Raw genomic sequence first — 23,449 nt, forward strand, 5'->3', positions numbered from 1 at the left:
AAAAATAGAATCATGTACGGCAAAATACAACAACATTTGCAACAAGAGTTGGCAACCATTCAACAAAACGGATTATTTAAAAAAGAACGCATCATCACTTCACCACAAGGAGCGGAAATCACGATTTCAACAGGAGAAAAAGTGTTGAATTTCTGTGCGAACAATTATTTAGGTTTGTCCTCACACCCCGAAGTGATTAAAGCGGCAAAAGATGCTTTAGACACACATGGATTTGGAATGTCATCGGTTCGATTTATTTGTGGAACACAAGACATACACAAAGAATTAGAAGCAAAAATTGCATCGTTTTATGGAACAGAAGACACCATTTTATATGCAGCAGCCTTTGATGCGAATGGTGGCGTTTTTGAACCGTTGTTAGGAGAAGAAGATGCCATTATTTCAGACAGTTTGAACCATGCTTCTATTATTGATGGTGTTCGTTTGTGTAAAGCAGCTCGCTATCGCTATGAAAACAATAACATGGTAGAATTGGAACAACAGTTAATTAAAGCTAATGAAGAAGGAAGACGTTTCAAATTAATTGTAACCGATGGTGTATTTTCGATGGATGGTTTAGTAGCTCCTTTGGATAAAATTTGTGATTTGGCAGAACAATATGATGCAATGGTAATGGTAGATGAATGTCATGCTGCAGGATTTATCGGTGCTACCGGAAAAGGTACTATGGAAGCTAAAAAGGTAATGGGAAGAGTGGACATCATCACCGGAACATTAGGAAAAGCATTAGGAGGAGCTATGGGTGGCTACACAACTGCAAAAAAAGAAGTTATTGAAATTTTACGTCAACGTTCAAGACCTTATTTGTTTTCTAATTCGCTAGCACCATCAATAGTTGGGGCTTCGTTAAAGGTTTTTGAATTGCTAGAAAACGATCATTTTTTGCGAGACAAGTTAGAATGGAACACCGACTACTTTAAAAAAGGAATGAAAGCCGCCGGTTTTGATATTATTGACGGTGATTCTGCAATTGTTCCTGTGATGTTGTATGACGCAAAATTGTCGCAAACCATGGCAGATGAGTTGCTCAAAAAAGGGATTTATGTAATCGGATTCTTCTTTCCTGTAGTGCCAAAGGGTAAAGCAAGAATTAGGGTACAACTTTCAGCCGCCCATTCAAAAGAGCATTTAGATACAGCAATTGAAGCGTTCACTCAAGTAGGTAAAGAGTTGGGAGTAATATAGTTTAGCAGTATTCTTATTAATATTTTTAACGTATTATTTTGACATTTACGCAAAATCATGTACTTTTGCCCCAATTAACAATGTATTGTAATAAAACAAAACAAGTATGAAACATCTTAACAAATTTGTTGTAGCTGTCTTAATGTTTGCAGGATTAAGTTCTCAAGCACAAGATAAAAATAACCCTTGGGCTTTCTCCTTTGGGGTTAATGCTGTTGACGGTGGTAGAGTAAGTGCCGCTGAAAGTATTAAAAATCAGTTTTCTGAGTATTTTAATGCTAATGATAATTGGAGCGTTGTTCCTTCTGTATCCTATTTTGGTGTATCAAGATATGTAGGTGACAATTTCTCTTTTGGTGTAACAGGTTCATTTAACAAAATTGAAAAATTTGTTGGTCCTAAATTTGACGGTGACTATGTAGTAGCTAAAACAGATTTAGCTTATTATGGTATCGATGGGGTTATCAACTACAGTTTTGGAACTTTTGTTAAATATTTTGAGCCAACTGCTCACATTGGTGGAGGTTATACTTTCTTAGGTGATAACAGTGCCGGAACAGTTAATGGAGGTCTTGGTTTAAACATTTGGTTCTCTGAAACTGTTGGTTTGTCTTTACGTTCAACTTACAAACATTCGTTTGAAGATGACAGAACGGTTATGCCAACTCACATGCAACATTTTGCTGGTCTTACTTTCAAATTTGGAGGTAAAGATACAGACGGTGACGGAATTTATGACAAAGATGATGCTTGTCCAGAAGTTCCTGGTTTAAAACAATACAATGGTTGTCCTGATACAGACGGTGACGGAATTATTGACGGTAACGACGCTTGTCCTGATACATTTGGTTTAGCTGAATTCCAAGGTTGTCCTGATACTGATGGTGACGGAATTGCTGATAAAGATGATGCTTGTCCAGAAGTTGCTGGTCCAAAAGCATTAAACGGATGTCCAGATAAAGATGGAGACGGAATTGCAGACAAAGATGATAACTGTCCAGAAGTAAAAGGACCTAAAGAAAATAAAGGTTGTCCATGGCCAGATAGAGATGGAGACGGTGTGTTAGATAAAGATGACAAATGTCCAGACGTTAAAGGAACAGTTGCTAATAACGGTTGTCCAGAAGTAACTGAGGAAGTAGTGAAAAAATTAAATGATTTCGCTAAGTCAATCTTATTTGATACCGGAAAATCTACTATCAAAGCTTCTTCATTCGAAACGTTAGCATCAATTAAAAATGTAATGAATGAGTACCCAAGTGCTAAATTTAGAATTGAAGGTCACACAGACAATACAGGTAAATTAGCTACTAACGAAAGACTTTCCAAAGAAAGAGCTGCTGCAGTTAAAGATTATTTAATTGCTAACGGAGTTGATGCTTCAAGATTAGAGTCTGAAGGTTATGGTCCATCTAAACCAGTTGCAGATAACAAAACTGCTGCTGGAAGAGCTCAAAACAGAAGAACTGAAGTTGTTGTGATTAAATAACAAATTTCAAAAAATAAATACAGAAACGCTCCGAATTTTCGGAGCGTTTTTTTATTTTTATAACATGAAGCCAAATTCTTTTATAGCACAAGTTGCCTCCTATATTTTAGAACATCATCTCGGTTCAACAGAAGAGCTGACAGTAGTTTTGCCAAACAAAAGAGCAAAAGTGTTTCTTTTGGAAGCCATTAAACAAAATACGGAGCAACCTATTTTTGCTCCAAATATTGTAAGTGTTGAGGAATTTGTTCAAGACTTGGCAGGCATTCGTTCTATTGATACTATTGCTTTGTTGTTTGAGTTTTATGAGGTTTACCTATCGTTAACACCTGAACAAGAACAGCAAACCTTTGAACTTTTTTCCAACTGGGCTAAAACACTTTTACAGGATTTTAATGAAATTGATCGCTATTTAATTGAACCCAATCATGTTTTTTCCTATTTAAAAGAAATTGAAGCCATTAAAAGATGGAATTTAGAACCCAATAGCAAAACGACTTTAGTAGATAATTATCTTTTGTTTTGGGATAAAATGCCTATTTATTATGATGCGTTTTACAAATTTCTGCTAAAAAAAGGAGTGGGTTACCAAGGCTTAATTTATAGAGAAGCGGTTGAAAATCTTCATCATTATACTAATTCATTTTCCGGGTTCTTATTATTTGCTGGATTTAATGCATTAAATCAAGCGGAAGAAAAAATAATCCAACATTTATTGGCTGAAAACAAAGCAAAAGTATTTTGGGATACTGATGTCACTTTTTTAAACGATCCGTTTCATGATGCAGGATTATTTGCCAGAAAAATTAAAAAGAATTGGTCATATTATCATTCGCATCCTTATGAATGGTTGGTTGATGAGTTCTCAAAAACCAAAAACATAAATGTTATCGGCACGCCAAAAACAGTTGGTCAAGCTAAACTGGCCGGACATATCATTGAAAACATTAGCAAAGAACAGCCAATTGATAAAATAGCGTTGGTTTTAGGAGACGAAAATGTGCTGATTCCTGCATTAAATGCTTTACCGGCTTCCGTTCGTCATTTGAATATCACTATGGGTTATTCTGCTGTAAATAATCCAATTCAATTGTTGATTTCAAGGTTGTTTAAAATGCATTTAAATGCTTTTCAACGAAGCGAATCAAATTATGTTTTCTACTATAAAGATGTGATTGAAGTACTTCAAAACCCGTATGTTGAACCTTTTGCAAATGCCAAAAATGTTGCTGATAAAATCAACCGGAACAATATTAGCTTTATTCCTTATACTAAGTTAATGACTTTAAAGAAACAAAGTAATCCCTATTTTGAGTTGTTATTTCAAAAATGGGATGTTTCTCCAGCCATTATTTTAAATAGAATAACCGATATTTTATTAACTATTAAACAGTTATTATCGGAAACAGAAGAGAATAATTCCATTGCAAATGCATTTGTGTACGCAGTTTTTAAAGTGATTAATAAACTGAAATCGTATTGCCAAAATCATTCAACGGTTACCACCATTGAAGGTTTGTATGCTATTTATAAAGAAGTTATTGATTTAGCCGAAGTTTCTTTTGAAGGAGAACCATTGCAAGGCTTACAAATAATGGGCGTTTTAGAAAGCAGGGTCTTGGATTTTGATACCGTCATCATTACCTCGATGAACGAAGGCGTCTTTCCTGCAGGAAAAACACAAAATTCCTATATTCCTTTAGATGTAAAAAGAGAATTAGGCTTACCAACACACAAAGAAAAAGACGCTATTTATACGTATCATTTTTATCATTTATTACTTCGGGCTAAAACCATTTATTTATTGTATAACACTGAATCAGATGGTTTAGACGGTGGAGAAAAAAGCCGATTCATCACTCAATTAGAGGTAGAAAAACAACCGAATCATCATCTAACGCACGAAATTTTTAATGCTTTTTTACCTGAAAAAGCTCATCAAGAACTAAGGATTGAAAAATCACCTTTGGTGATGAAAAGATTGTCTGAAATGGCGGAAAATGGTTTTTCGCCTTCCACATTGACTACTTACATTCGAAATCCAATCCAATTTTATTTTCAACGGATATTACGCATTTCGGAAGTGGATGAAGTTGAAGAGAATATTGCAGTAAATACGCTAGGAACGATTATTCATGGTGCATTAGAGCAACTTTATCGACCCTATTGTAATACGCTATTACATCACGCAGCAATTGATGAAATGTTGCAACGGTTGAATGATGAAGTAGTAGTACAATTCAAAAAAGAATACAAAGAAGGCGAAATTTCAAAAGGCAAAAACCTATTGGCTTTTGAAGTAGCAAAACGAAATATTTATAATTTTTTACAACTTGAAAAAAAATGTTTAAACGATGGTGATGAGGTGGAAGTTTTGTTTTTAGAACAAAATTTTGAACAATTGCTTGAAGATGAACGATTGCCGTTTCCGGTAAAAATTAAAGGAAATGTAGACAGAATTGAGCGTAGAAACGGGATGCTCAGGATTATTGATTATAAAACCGGAAAAGTAGAACAACAAGGCGTTAGTATTTCTTCTTGGGACGGCTTAACGCAAGAGATTAAACACGATAAAATCATTCAATTATTGTGTTATGCGTTTATGGTGCAATCCGTCTTTCCGAATGAAGAAATGGAAGTCGGTATTCTTTCTTTTAAAAATCTTAAAAGTGGTTTCATGCCTTTTCAAATAAAAATTGGAAAAGATGTTATAGCAAATACAATAGATTCAACAATTTTAGACGAGTTTATCACGGAAATAATTCAGTTGCTGAATGAAATTTTAAATGTTGAATTATCTTTTGAAGAGAAAATTTTATAAAGATTAGATTTTCTTTATAAATCCAAGTAAAATCGTTTTCAACTCTTTTTCATTTTCAATATGACTCATGTGTCCGTCCGGGAAAGTAACCAATTCTACTTTGGTGTTTTCAATTTGATCCAAACTGTCTTCATAGTTTAAAACCCCGTCTTTTTTTCCTAAAATCAACAGCATCGGATACGGAGCAAAATGAAGAATCACTTCTCTGTCTTTTCTGATTTTCATGCCCTCTAATGCGGCAACAATACCTTGAAGAGGTGTTTTTAATGCTTCTTCACGAACAGTTTCTATGATTTCTTCCAATCGTTCTCGGTTGTCTTCACTAAATAAATTCCCGATAGACATGCGGACAAAAGCTGTATAATTTTGTTTTACTGCTGCAATCGCACGGTCTCTATTGGCTTTTCTTTCCTCACTATCTGCTCGTGAAGTAGAATTAAGTAAAACCAACCCTTTCATGCTCTCCGGATACAATTCGGAGAAAGCCAATGCCACATATCCACCCATTGAATGCCCGATAAAAATTGCTTTTCTGATTTTAAGGTCGTGTAAAACCGCATGTACCATGTCTGCTTGGTCTTCCATGGTGTGAATGTAACCTAAACATTCTGTTTCGCCGTGTCCTAGTAAATCAATTGCAATAACCCGGTGTTTTTTTGAAAATTCAGGAATATAGGTTTTCCACATCGATAGATTTTCTAAAAAACCATGCAACAAAACAATTGCCGTACCTTTTCCGGTATCAGTATAGTTGATTTTGGTGTTTTTGTAGAGGATGGTTTTCAATTTTGACTATTTGAATTGTATTTTAAACTAAAGTTAATTTGATAGTTAAATTCAAAATCTTTAAATCTTAAAATTATTTAGTTTACTTGAAATGTTTTCTGGAATATGTGGATTGGATAGTATGTCGTTTTTCCAAATGTTAAATGTAGTATCAAATCTCTTAGGGTTTTTTTTAACAATTTCTATTGTGCTAATAATTAATTTTTCAAGTACCACACTAATATCTAAAAAACGAGGATTTATTATTTTGGTATTTCCAACAACCAATCTATTTAACTCATTAAAATAAATATCCAAATGTATTGGATTTGTGTAAGCTGAATTATGAATTGACATTAGGTGTTGATATTCATTACTTTTAAACTTTTCATAATGAATTTCAACAGCTAAACGTGTTAAACTTAGAGTTAGAATTTCAGAACTAGTATTTCGAATGTTATTTTCAGCTAAAATTCTAATATATTTAGATTTACCTTCAAGATTTGGCTTCAGTTTTGTTATAGTTGATATGACTTCAGAATTTGTGTTTTGTAAAGTTTTAGAAAGTTCATCCTTTAAATAAATGCCATAGTTTTCCGCAAATCTTTCATCAAAAAAAGATTTGTTTTGGGGTAAGTAATCTTTTGGTATATTATCTTTTATTGTCAAAGTTAATTTTTTGAAATTTCCATAATTGTCAATATCAATAAAATACACTATTTCATAGTTACTAATTTCAAATAATTTTCTCAAGGAATATTCTTTCATCAAATATTGATATAATTTTATAGGTTCTGTTTTAAATAGTAACCATCTATTATATTTAGAATCTTTATCCACCCACAACATCAAATAATCAGAACCATTGTCGTCGTAAAAATGAGATAAAAAAGGGCCTTCAAAAACCAAAAAATCACCTTTTTTGTTTAATGTAAAATCAAGTTTTTCTATTGTTAATCCTTTTATTTTTTCCATAAGTTTACAAAAGACTTATTATTTTAAATTTAAGTTGAAAATTATGATTTTTTACATGATGATAATTAAAATGTCCATTTTGATCAGTTAAACCACAAACACCATCATTTTCTTCTATATTTCCAAATGCAATATGTGTACCAAATCTTTTTTTAGCATTTTTAATAAATCCATTAAGATAGTTAAAATGATTTCTGCTATTTTCTTCTGTATCATGGAAAGATAATGCAAAATATTCACATTTTTTAATGTCGGATTTATTATTCAAAATACTTGGATTTTTGTCAGCTTGTGCTTTAAAATTATTCTTATCATTAATGTTCTCAAAAACCCATCTATAACAATTAATTTTTTTGGAATAATAATCTAAAGGAGGGCAACTTTTTTCTAACAATTCAATTTCACTTTTATAATAAAAATCCATAATTTAAATTAAAAATATCCATAAAAATAATATTATACTTTTAAAACACCATTATAATTTATTTTATTTATTCATTAAAGATTCAATCTCTTCCACTTCAATCGGAATATTCCGCATCAAGTTAAAGGGTTCGCCTGTTTTTTGAATCACCATATCGTCTTCAATACGAATACCAAAACCTTCTGCCGGAATATAAATTCCCGGTTCTACTGTAAAAACCATATTGGCTTGCATCGGTTCGTGCAACAATCCGTAGTCGTGCGTATCCAATCCCAAATGATGTGAAGTGCCGTGCATGAAATATTTTTTATAAGCCGGCCATTCCGGATTTTCGTTTTGCACATCAGCTTTATCTAAAAGGCCCAAACCTAACAATTCTGAAGTCATGATTTTCCCAACTTCCACATGGTATTCTTTCCATAATGTGCCGGGAACCAACATTTTTGTAGCTTCGTTTTTCACACGTAAAACGGCATTATACACTTCTTTTTGTCTTTCGGTAAAACGACCGGAAACCGGAATCATTCGTGTCATATCACTAGAATAATTCGCATATTCGGCACCTACATCTAACAAAATTAAATCGCCTGCTTTGCATTGTTGATTGTTTTCAATGTAATGCAACACGTTTGCATTGTTACCCGAAGCAATAATGGGTGTGTAAGCAAATCCTTTGGAACGATTGCGTAAAAATTCATGAGCAAATTCGGCTTCAATTTCATATTCCATTACGTTCGGTTTCACAAAAGACAACACTCTTCTGAACCCTTTTTCGGTAATATCACACGCTTTTTGCAGCAAATCAATTTCTTCGCTTTCCTTTACAGAACGTAAACGTTGTAAAATCGGATTGCTTTTTTCCACTTTGTGAGCCGGATAGTTTTCTTTCCACCATTTGATAAAACGAGCTTCTCGTGTTTCAGTTTCAATAGTGGCTCGATAATGTTCATTGGTGTTGATATACATGGTATCGGCATACGCCATCACTTCTTTTAAAACTTTATGAAAATCGGTCAACCAATACACGGTTTTGATGCCTGAAACTTCAAACGCACGTTCTTTGGTTAATTTTTCACCTTCCCAAACCGCAATGTGTTCGTTGGTTTCGCGTAGAAATAAAATTTCCTTTAAATGCTGATAAGGGGCATCAGGAAACAACAACAAAATGCTTTCTTCTTGATCAACACCAGATAAATAAAGAATATCTCGATGTTGAGCAAACGGCAAAGTAGTATCAGCACTCACCGGATAATTATCATTGGAATTAAAAACTGCAACACTATTTGGCTTCATTTGAGCCGTGAATTTTGCTCTGTTTTTGATGTATAAATTGCGATCGATTGGATGGTATTTCATGGTATGAAAATAAAAATTAGTTATCAAAAATAGCAAGAATCACCCAAACCGCTGTTAATCCTTTACTAAAATTTTGCGAACCGATTAGATATTGCTACATTTCCACTTTAAAATCTTCAAGGATGAAAAATTTTTATATTGCTTTTGTTGGGTTGTTGTTTTTTTCAAATCTATCAGTAGCTCAGCAATCTTCTACTTCACTTGTTAAAAATGTAAAAATCGAAAACATTGGTCCAACTATCATGAGTGGAAGAGTGGTTGATGTGGATGTCAATCCAAACAAACCCACTGAATTTTATGTAGCGTATGCATCCGGTGGCGTATGGTATTCAAACAATAACGGAATGAGTTTTCAACCTATCATGGATACTGCTCCAACCATCAATGTGGGTGAAATTGCCGTTGATTGGAAAAACGGAATCATTTGGGTTGGAACCGGTGAACACAATGCTTCTCGTTCTTCCTATGCCGGAATAGGGGTTTTGAAATCAACTGATAAAGGCAAAACGTGGATTAACACCGGATTAAAAGACAGTCATCATATCGGTAAAATCGAAATTAATCCGTCAAATCCCAATGAAGTAATTGTGGGCGTTACCGGACATTTGTATTCCAAAAATGCTGAAAGAGGCGTTTATAAAACCACCGATGGCGGACAAACGTGGAAGCAAACCTTGTTTATTGATGATGAAACCGGAATTATCGATATTTCAGTTTCGCCAAAAAATTTCAATATTCAATATGCTGCCGCTTGGAAAAAAGATAGAAAAGCATGGAATTTTTTAGGCAATGGAAAAACCTCCGGAATTTATAAAAGTGAAGACGGCGGAAATTCTTGGACGTTAATTTCTACACCTGAAAGTGGTTTTCCAACCGGAGAAGGAGTCGGAAGAATAGGTTTAGCGGCTTTTGACAATCAAATCGTGTATGCCGTTTTGGACAATCAATTTAACCGACCAAAATCAGAGACCAAAAAAAGTACAATGCCGGAAATGTTTAGTGTTCCGGGAGATGTTTTCATGCAACTTTCAGATGTTGAAATCAATAATGTACTTAAAAAACACGGCTTAACAGAGAAATACAGAGCTCAAAATTTGAAAAACATGGTGAGTGATGGCGATGTAGTACCGGAAGAAGTCCAAATGATTATTTCTGATGCCAATAAAGCGTTGTTTGAAACAGAAGTAATTGGAGCAGAAGTCTATAAATCGATTGACGGAGGAAAAACATGGAAAAAAACCCACGAAGTATTTATTGATGATTTTTATTATACGTATGGTTATTATTTTGGAAGAATTTCGGTTGATTTATCCAATTCAGATAAAATTTATGTTTCCGGAGTGCCTTTAATTAAGTCAGATGATGGTGGAAAAACATTTGTTTCCATCAACCGTGAAAATGTGCATTTAGATCATCATATAGTTTGGGTAAATCCATCACAACCCGGTCATTTAATCAATGGAAATGATGGCGGTTTGAATATTTCCTACGATGATGGTGCTAATTGGACGAAGTGTAATCCGCATAGTGTGAGCCAGTTTTACTCCGTAAATGTTGATTATCAATCGAATTACAATGTTTATGGTGGTATGCAAGATAATGGAGTTTGGGTGGGCCCCAACAATTACAAATACGATGTAGAATGGCACCAAGAGGGCAAATATGCGTATGAAAGTTTGATGGGTGGCGATGGTATGCAAACCCAAATTGACCGAAGAAATCCGAATATTGTTTTTACCGGATTTCAGTTTGGTAATTATTATCGAATTGACCGTGACAAAAAAGACATGAAATACATTTCGCCAAAAGCGAAGAAAGATGAAAAACCATTGCGTTTTAATTGGCAAACCCCGATTTTGTTGTCTTCCTACAATCAAGATGTTTTGTACATGGGATCACAATACCTTCATCGTTCCTTTAACCAAGGGGAAACATGGGAAAAAATTTCCGGTGATTTAACTCAAGGTGGAAAAGAAGGAAATGTAGCGTACGGAACCATTACTACTTTCAGTGAAAGTCCGTTTCAATTCGGGTTACTTTATGTAGGTAGCGATGATGGATTGGTTCATGTTTCCAAAGATGGAGGTGTTTCATGGCAGAACATTTCTACTACTTTTCCAAAAGATTTATGGGTGTCAAGAGTGGTAGCGTCTAAACACAAAAAAGAACGAGTGTATGTTACGCTTAACGGTTATCGTTGGGATGATTTTAAACCCTACGTTTACCAATCGGATGATTACGGTCAAACATGGAAATCAATTGAACCAATTTTTGAATCTAATGCCGTAAATGTGATTGTGGAGGATACTGTAAATCCGGAAATTTTATATTTAGGAACAGATAACGGATTGTATGTTTCCTTTCAGAATGGCAAAGACTGGCAACCTTTTATGAATGGTTTACCGCAGGTGGCCGTTCATGATTTGGTGATTCAATCAGAAGCAAAAGATTTGATTGTGGGCACGCACGGAAGATCTATCTACAAAGTAAATTTATCAGCGGTACAACAGTTGAATAATGAAGTATTATCGGCCGCATTAAAAATATTTCCAATAGCAAATATTACACATTCCGACTATTGGGGTAATACGTGGAGTACTTGGCTTCCTACGTATGAGCCATCTGTTAAAATTGATTTTTATGCTTCATCAGTTGGTGAGGTAAACATTCAAGTTTTAAACGATAAAGGTCTAGTAATAAGACAAATTACACAAAAAGTAGAAGCCGGAATCAATCAATGGGAATACGATTTGGAAATTGCTAAAGCGGTTCAAGACCTAATGACAAAAAAAGACAAGAAAATTGTTTTCAAACCTACCAGAAAAGGCAAAGTGTACCTTTCACCAGGGAAATATCAAATAAAAATAGCTAAAGAAAAGACAGTAGAAACAAGTTTTTTCGAAGTTATTGAAAACAAACGTAATTAATATTTAAAATGAAGATATCCTTTAGAATACTATTGTTATTAGGTTTTTATACTTCAATAACTTTTGCTCAAACTAAAATGCCTTATCAGGTTTTTACCAAAAACGGTAAAAAATCTTCGTATGAAAAAATGCTTAAAGCAGCTGAAAAAGCAGAACTTGTGTTGTTTGGAGAACACCATGATAATTCTGTTGTGCATTGGTTGCAGCTTGAGTTGACAAAAGATTTAGCGGAAAAAAGAGCCTTAGTTTTGGGAGCAGAAATGATTGAAGCGGATAATCAAAAGCAATTGAATCAATATGTAAAAGGAGAAATCAACCAAAAACAATTTGATTCTACCGCACGTTTATGGAACAATTATAAAACAGATTACAAGCCTTTAGTTGATTTTGCCAAAGAAAAAAACTTCCCTTTTATTGCGACCAATGTGCCAAGGAAATATGCAAATGTGGTTTTCAGAAAAGATTTTGCCGGTTTGGATGAATTAACATCCGAAGAAAAAAGCTGGATGGCTCCTTTACCGATTCCGTTTGACATTTCTTTACCCGGTTATCAAAAAATGTTAGAAATGATGGGCGGTCATGCCGGTGAAAAAATGCCGAAAGCTCAAGCGTTAAAAGATGCGACAATGGCATATTTTATTGTGCAAAATCTAAAGAACAATACTGTTTTTATACATTACAACGGAACGTATCACAGTGATTTTTTTGAAGGAATCAATTGGTATGTAAATCAGTACCGAAAAAATACTTCAATTGTAACCATAGCTACCGTTGAACAAAAAGATATTTCTAAAGTAGAAGCAGAACATCTCAACAAAGCAGATTTTATTTTAGTGATAGATGAAGATGTGACTAAAACATATTGATTTTGAAAGGTCAATTTTGTGTTTTTTAGCATGTTTTTCCAATTTTGATTAAAAAAATAATTCAACACATGTTAATCCTTCTTTAAAATCACTTTAAATTATAACGAAAAGGTTGTAGTTATTCCTAAATAACCATAAATTTGTGTGAAATTTTTAAAAATTTATTTACACAACGTTATGGCAAAATCTGCACTTTTAAAGTCATCTATTGGAAAAAAATACTGGATGGCTCTTACGGGTTTATTTTTATGCTTGTTTTTAGCGGGTCATTTGGCTGGTAATTTACAATTATTGCTACCGGATAGTCAATTGCAATTTAATCAATATGCATTGTTTATGACCACTAATCCAGCCGTAAAAATACTTTCTTATCTCACTTACATTTCTATTTTATTTCATGCCGTTGACGGTATTTTATTGGCAATTCAAAACAAGAAAGCCAGACCGATAGGATATGCTAAAAACAATCCGTCTGCAAATAGTAGTTTTGCATCCAGAAACATGGCAGTATTAGGTACATTAGTACTGGTTTTTATTGCTACTCACATGATTAATTTTTGGGCAAAGATGCATTTTGACGAAAAAATGCCGTTACAAACATTAATGATTAAGCAAGAACGTAAAGACCAATATACCGGAATGACAGTTAAAGATTCGGTTTTGGTTTTTACTTTAACTAGTGGAAACTACATTCCAACCGAGCAAGTAAAAGGTTATGGAGAAAGTGGAGATAATTCCCCTTATGAAATTGTAAATAGAGTTGAATTTTACAGAACAGGCTCTAATATGAAAGCCGGTGAAGGATATAAAGATTTGTATACTTTAACCATGGATTTCTTTAGAGATAAAAAATACGGGCTTGCATTTACGCTTTTTTATGTTTTTTCTATGATGGTTTTAGCATTTCACTTATGGCATGGATTCCAAAGTGCATTCCAATCTTTAGGGTTGAATAATCCAAAATGGACACCAACTATTAAATTTGTCGGAAAAGCATTTGCGGTAATTGTACCGATTTTATTTGCCATCATCCCGTTATACATTCATTTTACTAAATAATCAACATCAGCTATATTATGAAGTTAGATTCTAAAATACCGGAAGGTCCAATTGCTCACAAATGGACAAACCACAAAAATCATTTAAAATTAGTTGCTCCCAATAACCGTCCCAAAATTGATATAATTGTAGTAGGAACCGGATTAGCCGGAGCTTCTGCCGCTGCATCTTTTGGCGAAATGGGTTATAATGTGAGTGCTTTTTGTTTTCAAGATTCACCTCGTAGAGCTCACTCTATTGCGGCTCAAGGTGGAATTAATGCTGCAAAAAATTATCAAAATGATGGTGATAGTGTTTACCGTCTTTTTTATGATACGATAAAAGGTGGCGACTACCGTGCTCGTGAAGCAAACGTTCACCGTTTAGCCGAAGTTTCAGGTAGCATCATCGACCAATGTGTAGCTCAAGGTGTTCCTTTTGCTCGTGAATATGGAGGAATGTTAGACAACCGTTCCTTTGGAGGAACTCAAGTACAACGTACGTTCTACGCAGCAGGTCAAACCGGACAACAATTGTTATTAGGAGCATACTCTGCTTTATCAAGACAAATCGGTTTAGGTCGTGTAAAAATGTACAACCGTCACGAAATGCTAGAAATAGTGAAAGTTGATGGTAAAGCTCGCGGAATTATTGCCAGAAACTTAATCACTGGAGAATTAGAAAGACATTCTGCTCACGCTGTAATTATAGCATCAGGAGGTTACGGAAATGTTTATTTCCTTTCTACCAATGCCATGGGAAGTAACGTAACCGCTTCATGGAAAATTCACAAACAAGGAGCGTTATTTGCCAATCCTTGTTTTGTGCAAATTCACCCAACGTGTATTCCGGTTCACGGAACCAATCAGTCGAAATTAACGTTAATGTCTGAATCATTGCGTAATTCCGGACGTATTTGGGTGCCTAAAAAGAAAGAAGATGCCGAAGCGATTCGTGCCGGAAAATTAAAACCAACACAAATTGCCGAAGAAGATAGAGATTATTTCTTAGAAAGAAGATATCCTGCGTTTGGTAACTTGGTGCCTCGTGACGTAGCTTCCAGAGCTGCCAAAGAGCGTTGTGATGCCGGTTATGGAATTGAAGCCAATGACACCAATGAAGGCGTTTATCTTGATTTCTCTACCGAAATTAAAAGTAAAGGAAAACAAGCTGCCTATGCTCAAGGAAATCACAATCCTTCGGATGAAGAAATCATCAAATTAGGTAAAAAATGGTTGGAAGAAAAGTATGGAAACTTGTTCACCATGTACCAAAAAATTACCGATGAAAATCCATACGAAACCCCAATGAAAATTTATCCTGCCGTGCATTATACGATGGGTGGTGTTTGGGTAGATTATAATTTACAATCCACAATTCCAGGGTGTTTTGTGGCTGGAGAAGCCAATTTCTCGGATCACGGAGCCAACCGATTAGGGGCTTCTGCTTTAATGCAAGGTTTAGCCGATGGGTATTTCGTATTACCTTACACCGTTTCCAACTATTTAGCCGATGAAATCAGAACCGGAAAAATCTCAACAGATTTGCCTGAATTTGCTGAAGCGGAAAGTAATGTTAAGAACCAAATTGATAAGTTTTTAAATAATAACGGTACCAAAACGGTTGACCATTTCCACAAACGTTTAGGATTAATCATGTGGAATAAAGTAGGAATGGCTCGTAACGAACAAGGTTTAAAACAAGCTATTTCCGAAATTGCTCAATTGAAAGAGGAATTCCATAATGAAGTATTTGTTCCGGGAAGTGCAGATGAGTTAAACCCTGAATTGGAAAAAGCTCTTCGCGTAGCCGATTTTATCGAACTCGGACAATTAATGGCAATGGATGCGTTGCAACGTAACGAATCATGTGGAGGTCATTTCCGCGAAGAATACCAAGATGCCGAAGGCGAAACACTTCGTGATGACGAAAACTTCAAATTTGTGGGAGCTTGGGAATATAAAGGTTCAGATATTTCTAAATCAGAGCTACATAAAGAAGAATTAAAATACGAAGAAATCAAAATTGCAGCTAGAAATTATAAATAATAAAAGTAATTAGTGAATAGTAATTAGTAATTAGCAAGAATGAGTGCAATCAAATCATATAAAGATTTATTAATTTGGCAAAAAGGATTTGACATCGTTATTTCAACCTATAAACTGTCAAAATCTTTTCCTCAAGAAGAGCTTTATGCTCTTACGAGTCAAATAAAAAGAGCTGCAATTTCAATACCTTCTAATATTGCAGAAGGTTACGGAAGAAATACGGATAAATCATTTAGTCATTTTATCGATATTTCCAGAGGTTCTTTATATGAATTGGAAACTCAATTGCTTATTGCTAAAGAATTAGATTTTGTTCAAGATATAAATTTGTTTAACCATATAATTAGTTTGATTAATGAAGAAAGTAAAATGATTAATGCATTTTATAATTCGCTCTCTAAAGGCTAATCACTAATCACTAATTACCAATCACTTAAAATACAACTATGAGTGCAGCTAAAAATATAAATATAACCTTGAAGATTTGGCGTCAAAAGAATGCCAAAACCAAAGGTGGAATCGAAACGTACAAACTAGATAATGTTTCAACAGCGAGTTCGTTCTTGGAAATGCTAGACCAATTAAACGAACAATTAGTAAACGAAAGAAAAGAACCGGTTGCGTTCGATCACGACTGTCGTGAGGGAATCTGCGGAAGCTGTTCGTTATACATCAACGGACGTGCTCACGGACCGGATACCGGAATCACCACTTGTCAATTGCATATGCGTATGTTCAACGACGGCGATACCATTTATGTTGAACCATGGAGAAGTAAAGCGTTCCCGGTAATCAAAGATTTGGTGGTAGACAGAAGTGCCTTTGACCGTATCCAACAAGCCGGTGGTTTCGTATCGGTAAACACTTCTGGAAGAACGATCGATGCCAACTCACTTCCTGTTCCAAAAGACGACGCAGACAAAGCCTTCATGGCGGCCGCTTGTATCGGTTGTGGAGCTTGTGTGGCCACTTGTAAAAACGGTTCTGCGATGTTATTCGTTGGAGCTAAAGTGTCGCAATATGCTCTTTTACCACAAGGAAAAGTTGAAGCTACCGAGCGTGTTTTAAACATGGTGCGTCAAATGGACGAAGAAGGTTTCGGAAACTGTACCAACACTGGTGCTTGTGAAATCGAATGTCCAAAAGGCATTTCGTTAGAAAATATCGCCCGCATGAACCGCGAATATTTAAAAGCGAGTTTATAAAACACACATAACCCACGAATGAATTTGTGAAAATTCGTGTAATTCGTGGCAAAAACATAAAGCATTCAGCAATAGTTGAATGCTTTTTTTTGTGGGCGTTTACGGGCTTTCCGTTACAAGTCCTCACCCAAAAACGCAATTTTCTAAAGGCACAAAAGAGCTTCCGTTGGTCGCTTTTTGTGCCCAAGAAAATTTGCATTTTTGAGCTCCGGGCTTTTCACTACAATCCCTAACGCAAATCCTGCTCAACAAGAAATTTTAGTATATTTGAAGAACAAATATTTCAAATTACACCTGACAGGTTTTTAAAACCTGTCAGGTGTAACGTTAAATCAACAAATAATGCGACAATTCATTCTATCAGTATTTCTTTTCATTAGCGGACTAACATTCAGTCAAAACTACCAACAATACGTCAACCCCTTCATCGGAACCGGCGGAACCGGACACACCTTTCCCGGAGCCACAGTGCCCTATGGAATGGTACAACTTTCCCCAGACACAAGAATTGACGGCAGTTGGGAAGGCTGTTCCGGTTATCATTATTCCGATAATCGCATTTATGGTTTCTCGCACACGCATCTCAACGGAACCGGTGTTTCCGATTATGGTGATATTTTATTAATGCCCACCATGGGCGAACCTTCGTTTGACAACAAAATCTATTCTTCCACATTTTCACATGCTAACGAAAAAGCTTCTGCCGGATTTTATGCCGTTAAATTAGATAAACATAATATTGATGTGCGATTAACAACATCAACTCGAGTAGGTTTTCACGAATATACGTTCAATGAAAGCGGTTTAGCAAATATTATCTTGGATTTAAACCATCGAGATAAGTTATTAGAAGGTAAAATCCGAGTTATTAATGACAAAACCATAGAAGTTCTAAGACGAAGTGAAGCATGGGCAAGTAATCAATATGTATATGCACGAATAGAGTTTAATCAAAAAATGGTTGTTTCAAAGTTGAATAAATCAAATTCAGAAAAACTTGAAATAATAGGTATGAGTTTCTCCAAAAAAGTCAAAAAAGGCGAAAAAATACTCGTAAAAGTAGCTCTTTCACCCACAGGATATGACGGAGCACAACTCAACAGCACCGAAATCTCACATTGGGATTTCAATAAAGTCAAAAAAGCAGCAGAAGAAATGTGGAACAAAGAATTGTCTAAAATTGAAGTCACTTCTTCCGATAAAAACAAATTGACTATTCTTTATACAGCTTTGTATCACACCATGATGCAACCCAATATTGCTCAAGATTTAGACGGAAAATACCGCGGTCGCGACAACAAAATCCACCAAGCCGAAGGATTTGATTATTACACCGTTTTTTCCCTTTGGGATACGTTTCGAGCCGCTCATCCGCTCTACACTTTGATTGATAAAAAACGAACAGCTGATTACATCAATACCTTTATCAAACAATTTGAACAAGGCGGTCGCTTACCCGTTTGGGAACTCGCTTCCAACGAAACCGATTGCATGATTGGCTACCATTCCGTTTCCGTGATTGCCGATGCCATGGTGAAAGGGATTGAAGGTTTTGATTACGAAAAAGCGTATCAAGCCGCCAAACATTCGGCCATGTTGGATCATTTAGGATTGGAGGCCTATAAAAAACAAGGGTTTATTTCCATTGATGATGAACATGAAAGTGTTTCCAAAACGTTGGAATATGCCTATGACGATTGGTGCATCGCACAAATGGCTCAATTATTAGACAAAAAAGAAGATTACCAATATTTTATGCTGCGTTCCCAAAATTGGAAAAACCTTTTTAATTGGGAAACCGGATTCATTCAACCTAAGAAAAATGGCGGTTGGGATAAACCATTCGACCCAAAAGAAGTGAACAACAATTACACCGAAGCCAACGGTTGGCAATACACGTTTTTTGTACCTCAAGATATATTAGGTTTAGCAGATGCAATAGGTGGGCCGACACATTTAGAACTTAAACTAGACGAAATGTTTAACAGTGTTAGCGAAACGTCTGGTCGTCATCAAGTCGATATTACCGGATTAATCGGGCAATATGCTCACGGAAACGAACCAAGTCATCATGTGGCGTATTTGTATAGTTTCTTAGGGTCACCAGAAAAAACAACTGAAAAAGTACATTTCATTTTAGATAACTTTTACAAAAACGATCCTGACGGCTTAATTGGCAATGAAGATTGTGGCCAAATGAGTGCGTGGTATGTGTTGAGTTCGATGGGAATGTATAATATAACTCCGGGACAATCTGATTGGACTTTATCAAAACCTTATTTTGAAAATATAAAAGTCCATTTTGAAAATGGTGAATATGGAGAAAAAAGCAGCAACAAAGAACATGATTCAGATCGTTTTTTTGGTTTTTGGAATAATTATCGAATTCAAAATGATTACAAGTATAAAGAATTAATTACAGTCCCTGTTATACAAGCTGAAAGTAAAACTTTTAAGGATAAAATGACAATTAAAATTCAATCGAATGAAGCTGAAGCTAAAATCTACTATTTAATTAATGAACAAGGAGTAGATTATAGTACATTTAAAAGAACGTTTATTGAATATACAAAACCAATTGAAATTGATAAAACAGCTGAAGTACACACCTATAACAAAAAGGAAGAAAACCAAAGCAATACTGTCTCCGCCACCTTCTTCAAAAAACCAAACAATTTCACCATCGACATCCAATCAACCTACAATCCGCAATACCACGCCGGTGGTCCGGAAGGCTTGATTGACGGTATTTTTGGTACAGAAAACTGGCGAAAAGGGGATTGGCAAGGCTATCAAACGCAAGATTTTGAAGCGGTGATTGATATGCAATCCACCCTTGAAATCAATCAAATTACGGCCAATTTTTTACAAGACACCCGCTCCTGGATTTTGATGCCCACCAAAGTGGAGTATTATGTTTCCGATGACAACGTGAATTTCACCCTTTTTGACACGCAAAACAACACGATTGACCCGAAAGAGTACAAATCCGTCATCAAAGGATTTAAAAGCGTTAAAAAGACTGTAAAAGCTCGCTATGTAAAAGTAAAGTCGACTAACTTTGGCAAGCTACCGGAATGGCACCAAGGTTTTCCGTTTAATGGAGAAGCGTTTATGTTTGTGGATGAGATTACGGTGGAGTAAAGAAAGTTGTCAGTTGTCAGTTGTAAGTTTTCAGTCGCAGTCTCAGTCTCAGTTTTCGTAAACAGCTATTCTTTCCAACCCCATGGGGAATCAGAACATTCAACGGGTTTACTCAAATCAAACGAAACCGAAAAAACCCTATCCGTTCCTAATCGTCGAAGATTATAGGTAAAGGTTTTTTCATCCAGCGTAATCCACCACACATTGGTAGATGCGTTGGGCAATAAATCACTTGTTTGTTGGTCCGCAGGAAAAATTTGAATTCCCGATAAACCGGTATTAGAAGAAGTTCCGCCGTATTGATTAATTTTATCCGGTGAGCCGTCTTCGTGACGATGATCGTGCTTGAGGGTAATAAGTCCTTTTTCGTATGTCAGCACCCAAGTTCTGGATTTATTTTCCCCTACATAAAACGGGATGCGAATTTGATTGGGTTCACAACTTTTTACTTGCATTACCAATTTTTTACCTCGAAAAGAATCATTTTCAGGAGCTTCTGTAATTTTACCTTCAAAGGATTTATTGCATAAAACTTTTAATTTTTCCCAAAATTCTTCGGCTCCCGTTTGAGCTTGAACGGTTGATAAAAAGGTGGTTAAAACAAAAAGTAAACTAATTTTTTTCATCTGAGTTAACAATATGATTTTGGTAAAGTTAGCTCTTTTTTCTGTTTTTTCATTTAAAAAGTAAGATAAAAATGATGTATTTTTATATCTTTATCACAAAACAGTTGATATGGTTATTTCAGTAATACAGGCTCCTTTGGTTTGGGAAAATCCCATCGCCAATATGCTGTATTTTCATGAGAAATTCAAAGCCGTCAATCCACGAACTGACTTAGTGGTGCTACCGGAAATGTTTACAACCGGTTTTTCGATGAATCCTTTTTTAACTGCAGAAACGATGCAAGGCGATACGGTTCGTTGGATGCAAACAGCTGCTATGCAATTTCAATTTGCGATTACGGGAAGCATTATTGTTTTTGAAAATAAGCAATTCTACAACCGTATGGTGTTTGTTCACCCAAATGGGAAAATTGATTATTATGATAAGCGACATTTGTTCACTTTAGCGGGAGAAGATCAAGTATATTCACCTGGTTCAGAAAAAGTGATTGTAGAATATAAGTTTTGGAAAATTTGCCTTCAGGTATGTTATGATTTGCGTTTTCCTGTATTTTCCAGAAATGTAGAGAATTATGATGTGTTGATTTATGTAGCCAACTGGCCAAGTGTTCGTATTAAAGCATGGGATGCATTGCTTCGAGCCAGAGCTATCGAAAATATGTGTTATGTTATTGGAGTTAATCGAGTAGGAACAGACAAAAATAAACACGAATACGTTGGTCATTCACAAGGCATAGATTTTTTTGGGGATTATCTACTTGAACCTCAAACCGAAGAAGGAATTTTTGAAGTGATGGTATATAAAGCTCCTTTAAAAACGGCTCGAAAAGAACTTAATTTTCTAAATGACCGTGATGAGTTTATCATTCACCCCAAAAAAAGCGATAACGACCATCAACTACCCGAAAACTTAAGTGTTTGATCTACATCCCAATTGGATCGCACATCAATTGGCGTAGGGAAGTAACGAACTTCTTCCGATTGTCTTTTTTCTAAAAAATTTCCTGTATCCCAAACTTTATTTTGATTGGTATCATAAATGATGCGAACAGTATATTTTCGCGGTAGCAACAAATTGAATTCAATCGGTTGATTGTTGGTTAAATAACTTGTGGCTAGCGTTTCTCCTTTTTCATCCGTTAAATCTACAATTACCGGATACGACGTAAGTCCTTCCAATTGAAGTTTTAAATTACCATATTCACTTATACTTTTAGTAGAAACCTGAAATTGTAGCGAGTCACTACTGCGTTCTAAAACATCTGTAAATGCACCTTTTTGAATAATCAGTTTGTATTTTTCTTCCGGTTCTTTTTTAAAATCGAGTTCTAATTGCTGTTCATTATCTAAATAGCGAGTAGTGAATGCAACACTAGAAGAATCTCTTTTAATGAGTTTCAATTTGGTTTCGTCAATATTTTTCAACGGAACGCTACTGCTCAATTTATAGGTTTCTCTAAAATGTAAAACACCCATTTGAACCGCATTTATTTTGAGCGAATCTGCTTTTTGGTTGCGGTATTTAAAAGTAAAGTCTTTTTCTACCTTATCTTGTTTTACATTTAGCTTAAGTGAGTCAACATCCTTCATCGGTTTAAACCAAATTTGTAGGGAATCCTTTTTGGGAAAAGGAGTTACAACAGTGGGAATAACTTCGTTGCCGTTTTTCAAAGTGATTTTTGTATCGGATGCTTTTCCTTCATAACCCAATACAATTCTGTTGCTGGCTTGCTGACTTGGTTTTAAAGGTTTAAAAGGCAAAATTTCTTTGAACAATTCCAATTCATAAATCGTATCGTTCGGTATAGTGATGGTTTTTTGGTAAAAACCAATTTTTTCTTTTTTAGGGTCAAATTTGTTGTTTTTGATGTCGTCTTTTATGGCGACCAAAAGATAATTTCCGGCTTTTAAATTTTCTAAGGTAAAAGTTGTCAAACTGTCCAACGTATTGGTAATATAGCGAGGCACTTCTTTGTACACAATAGAATCATAAAAGGTTTCATTTTTTTCATACAACATCACCGAAACAAAATTGTCGGTTTTTTGTAAATAAGCATCTTTTATTTTTCCTTTCAATTGCAAAGAATCGATATAATCGCCGGTTGAAAAAATATATTTGAATTGCGGATACGGATTCCCTTCGTTGTTATCCTGAATACTTTGACCGAAATTAAAACTGTACGTTGTATTGGGTAAAAGCGTGTCTTTTATGCGAATCGTCAGTGTTTTTGTGGCGTTTGAAGGTAAAATTTCCGGTTGATTTTTCATCGGTGGAGAAACAATCAACTGTTTGTTGAGGTCTTTTAGTTTGATGTACTCGTCAAAATGAAGTTTGATTTCATTTCCTTTGAATTGGGTAGAAAAATTTTTCGGTTCACTCAACCGCAATACCGGTGGAATGGTGTCTTTCAGACCACCCGTTATGAATCCTCTTTTGGCACAACCGGTAAAAAGTAGTACAATCAAAAAGAAATAAAGTATTCGCTTCATTTGGACAAATATTCAAATCGAGCTACAAATTAACAATTATATTTAGTGTAAATAAAATGTTTTAGGTTT

At 35.2% G+C, this 23,449-nt stretch carries 17 protein-coding genes; 11 read left to right on the plus strand and 6 right to left on the minus strand.

Translation table 11 applies throughout. The annotated features are described in order from the left end of the window. Window positions 1-12 precede the first annotated feature (12 nt). The 3 genes from kbl to H601_RS0103030 all read left to right on the plus strand — a co-directional run bounded on the left by kbl (window position 13) and on the right by H601_RS0103030 (window position 5,516). Window positions 13-1,206, plus strand: a complete 1,194-nt coding sequence (gene kbl, locus H601_RS0103020; RefSeq protein ID WP_026710132.1) for a glycine C-acetyltransferase — start codon at window positions 13-15, stop codon at window positions 1,204-1,206. A 106-nt stretch (window positions 1,207-1,312) separates the two neighbouring features. Further along, window positions 1,313-2,695 carry an OmpA family protein gene (locus H601_RS0103025; RefSeq protein ID WP_026710133.1) on the plus strand — a complete coding sequence of 461 codons (1,383 nt, stop codon included), beginning with the start codon at window positions 1,313-1,315 and terminating at the stop codon, window positions 2,693-2,695. A 64-nt stretch (window positions 2,696-2,759) separates the two neighbouring features. Beyond that, window positions 2,760-5,516: a PD-(D/E)XK nuclease family protein gene (locus tag H601_RS0103030; RefSeq protein WP_026710134.1), complete on the plus strand. Its 2,757-nt coding sequence runs from the start codon at window positions 2,760-2,762 to the stop codon at window positions 5,514-5,516. Between the two features lie 3 nt (window positions 5,517-5,519). Here the strand turns inward: H601_RS0103030 and H601_RS0103035 are convergent, their stop codons facing one another. The 4 genes from H601_RS0103035 to H601_RS0103050 form a co-directional block, all read right to left on the minus strand. Continuing rightward, a complete protein-coding gene (locus tag H601_RS0103035) occupies window positions 5,520-6,302 on the minus strand; it encodes an alpha/beta fold hydrolase (protein WP_026710135.1) in 783 nt (260 codons plus the stop codon). Between the two features lie 60 nt (window positions 6,303-6,362). Next, a complete protein-coding gene (locus H601_RS0103040; protein WP_026710136.1) occupies window positions 6,363-7,256 on the minus strand; it encodes a hypothetical protein in 894 nt (297 codons plus the stop codon). Between the two features lie 4 nt (window positions 7,257-7,260). Further along, entirely contained in the window at window positions 7,261-7,680 is a 420-nt protein-coding gene (locus H601_RS0103045) for a hypothetical protein (RefSeq protein WP_026710137.1), read from the minus strand. Between the two features lie 63 nt (window positions 7,681-7,743). Further along, window positions 7,744-9,036 carry an aminopeptidase P family protein gene (locus H601_RS0103050; protein ID WP_026710138.1) on the minus strand — a complete coding sequence of 431 codons (1,293 nt, stop codon included), beginning with the start codon at window positions 9,034-9,036 and terminating at the stop codon, window positions 7,744-7,746. Window positions 9,037-9,158: 122 nt separating this feature from the next. Here H601_RS0103050 and H601_RS15120 point away from each other — a divergent pair, with 122 nt between their 5' ends. The 7 genes from H601_RS15120 (at window position 9,159) to H601_RS0103090 (ending at window position 20,264) form a co-directional block, all read left to right on the plus strand. Beyond that, the gene (locus tag H601_RS15120; protein ID WP_051220640.1) at window positions 9,159-11,963 is read left to right on the plus strand and encodes a beta propeller repeat protein; all 2,805 of its coding nucleotides are present in this window, start codon (window positions 9,159-9,161) and stop codon (window positions 11,961-11,963) included. Between the two features lie 8 nt (window positions 11,964-11,971). Continuing rightward, window positions 11,972-12,829, plus strand: coding sequence for a ChaN family lipoprotein (locus H601_RS0103060; RefSeq protein WP_026710139.1), 858 nt, complete (start codon window positions 11,972-11,974; stop codon window positions 12,827-12,829). Between the two features lie 177 nt (window positions 12,830-13,006). After that, window positions 13,007-13,888, plus strand: a complete 882-nt coding sequence (locus H601_RS0103065; protein WP_026710140.1) for a succinate dehydrogenase cytochrome b subunit — start codon at window positions 13,007-13,009, stop codon at window positions 13,886-13,888. 17 nt (window positions 13,889-13,905) lie between these two features. Continuing rightward, window positions 13,906-15,915 carry a fumarate reductase/succinate dehydrogenase flavoprotein subunit gene (locus H601_RS0103070; protein ID WP_026710141.1) on the plus strand — a complete coding sequence of 670 codons (2,010 nt, stop codon included), beginning with the start codon at window positions 13,906-13,908 and terminating at the stop codon, window positions 15,913-15,915. 39 nt (window positions 15,916-15,954) lie between these two features. After that, window positions 15,955-16,323, plus strand: a complete 369-nt coding sequence (locus H601_RS0103075; RefSeq protein ID WP_026710142.1) for a four helix bundle protein — start codon at window positions 15,955-15,957, stop codon at window positions 16,321-16,323. A 38-nt stretch (window positions 16,324-16,361) separates the two neighbouring features. Beyond that, window positions 16,362-17,120 (plus strand): succinate dehydrogenase/fumarate reductase iron-sulfur subunit, encoded by a 759-nt coding sequence (locus H601_RS0103080; RefSeq protein ID WP_026710143.1) that lies wholly within the window; start codon window positions 16,362-16,364, stop codon window positions 17,118-17,120. Window positions 17,121-17,462: 342 nt separating this feature from the next. Beyond that, window positions 17,463-20,264, plus strand: a complete 2,802-nt coding sequence (locus tag H601_RS0103090; protein ID WP_026710144.1) for a GH92 family glycosyl hydrolase — start codon at window positions 17,463-17,465, stop codon at window positions 20,262-20,264. Between the two features lie 65 nt (window positions 20,265-20,329). Here H601_RS0103090 and H601_RS0103095 read toward each other — a convergent pair whose 3' ends face one another. Beyond that, window positions 20,330-20,890, minus strand: a complete 561-nt coding sequence (locus H601_RS0103095) for a hypothetical protein (RefSeq protein WP_026710145.1) — start codon at window positions 20,888-20,890, stop codon at window positions 20,330-20,332. Window positions 20,891-20,999: 109 nt separating this feature from the next. Here H601_RS0103095 and H601_RS15125 point away from each other — a divergent pair, with 109 nt between their 5' ends. After that, window positions 21,000-21,812 carry an amidohydrolase gene (locus H601_RS15125; RefSeq protein WP_051220641.1) on the plus strand — a complete coding sequence of 271 codons (813 nt, stop codon included), beginning with the start codon at window positions 21,000-21,002 and terminating at the stop codon, window positions 21,810-21,812. Here the strand turns inward: H601_RS15125 and H601_RS0103105 are convergent. Then, window positions 21,785-23,380 carry an Ig-like domain-containing protein gene (locus H601_RS0103105; RefSeq protein ID WP_035655450.1) on the minus strand — a complete coding sequence of 532 codons (1,596 nt, stop codon included), beginning with the start codon at window positions 23,378-23,380 and terminating at the stop codon, window positions 21,785-21,787. The two genes, H601_RS15125 and H601_RS0103105, sit on opposite strands and share 28 nt — an antisense overlap. Window positions 23,381-23,449: the final 69 nt, after the last annotated feature.

Origin of the sequence: Flavobacterium filum DSM 17961, from assembly GCF_000425465.1 — a bacterium.
GTDB lineage: Bacteria > Bacteroidota > Bacteroidia > Flavobacteriales > Flavobacteriaceae > Flavobacterium > Flavobacterium filum.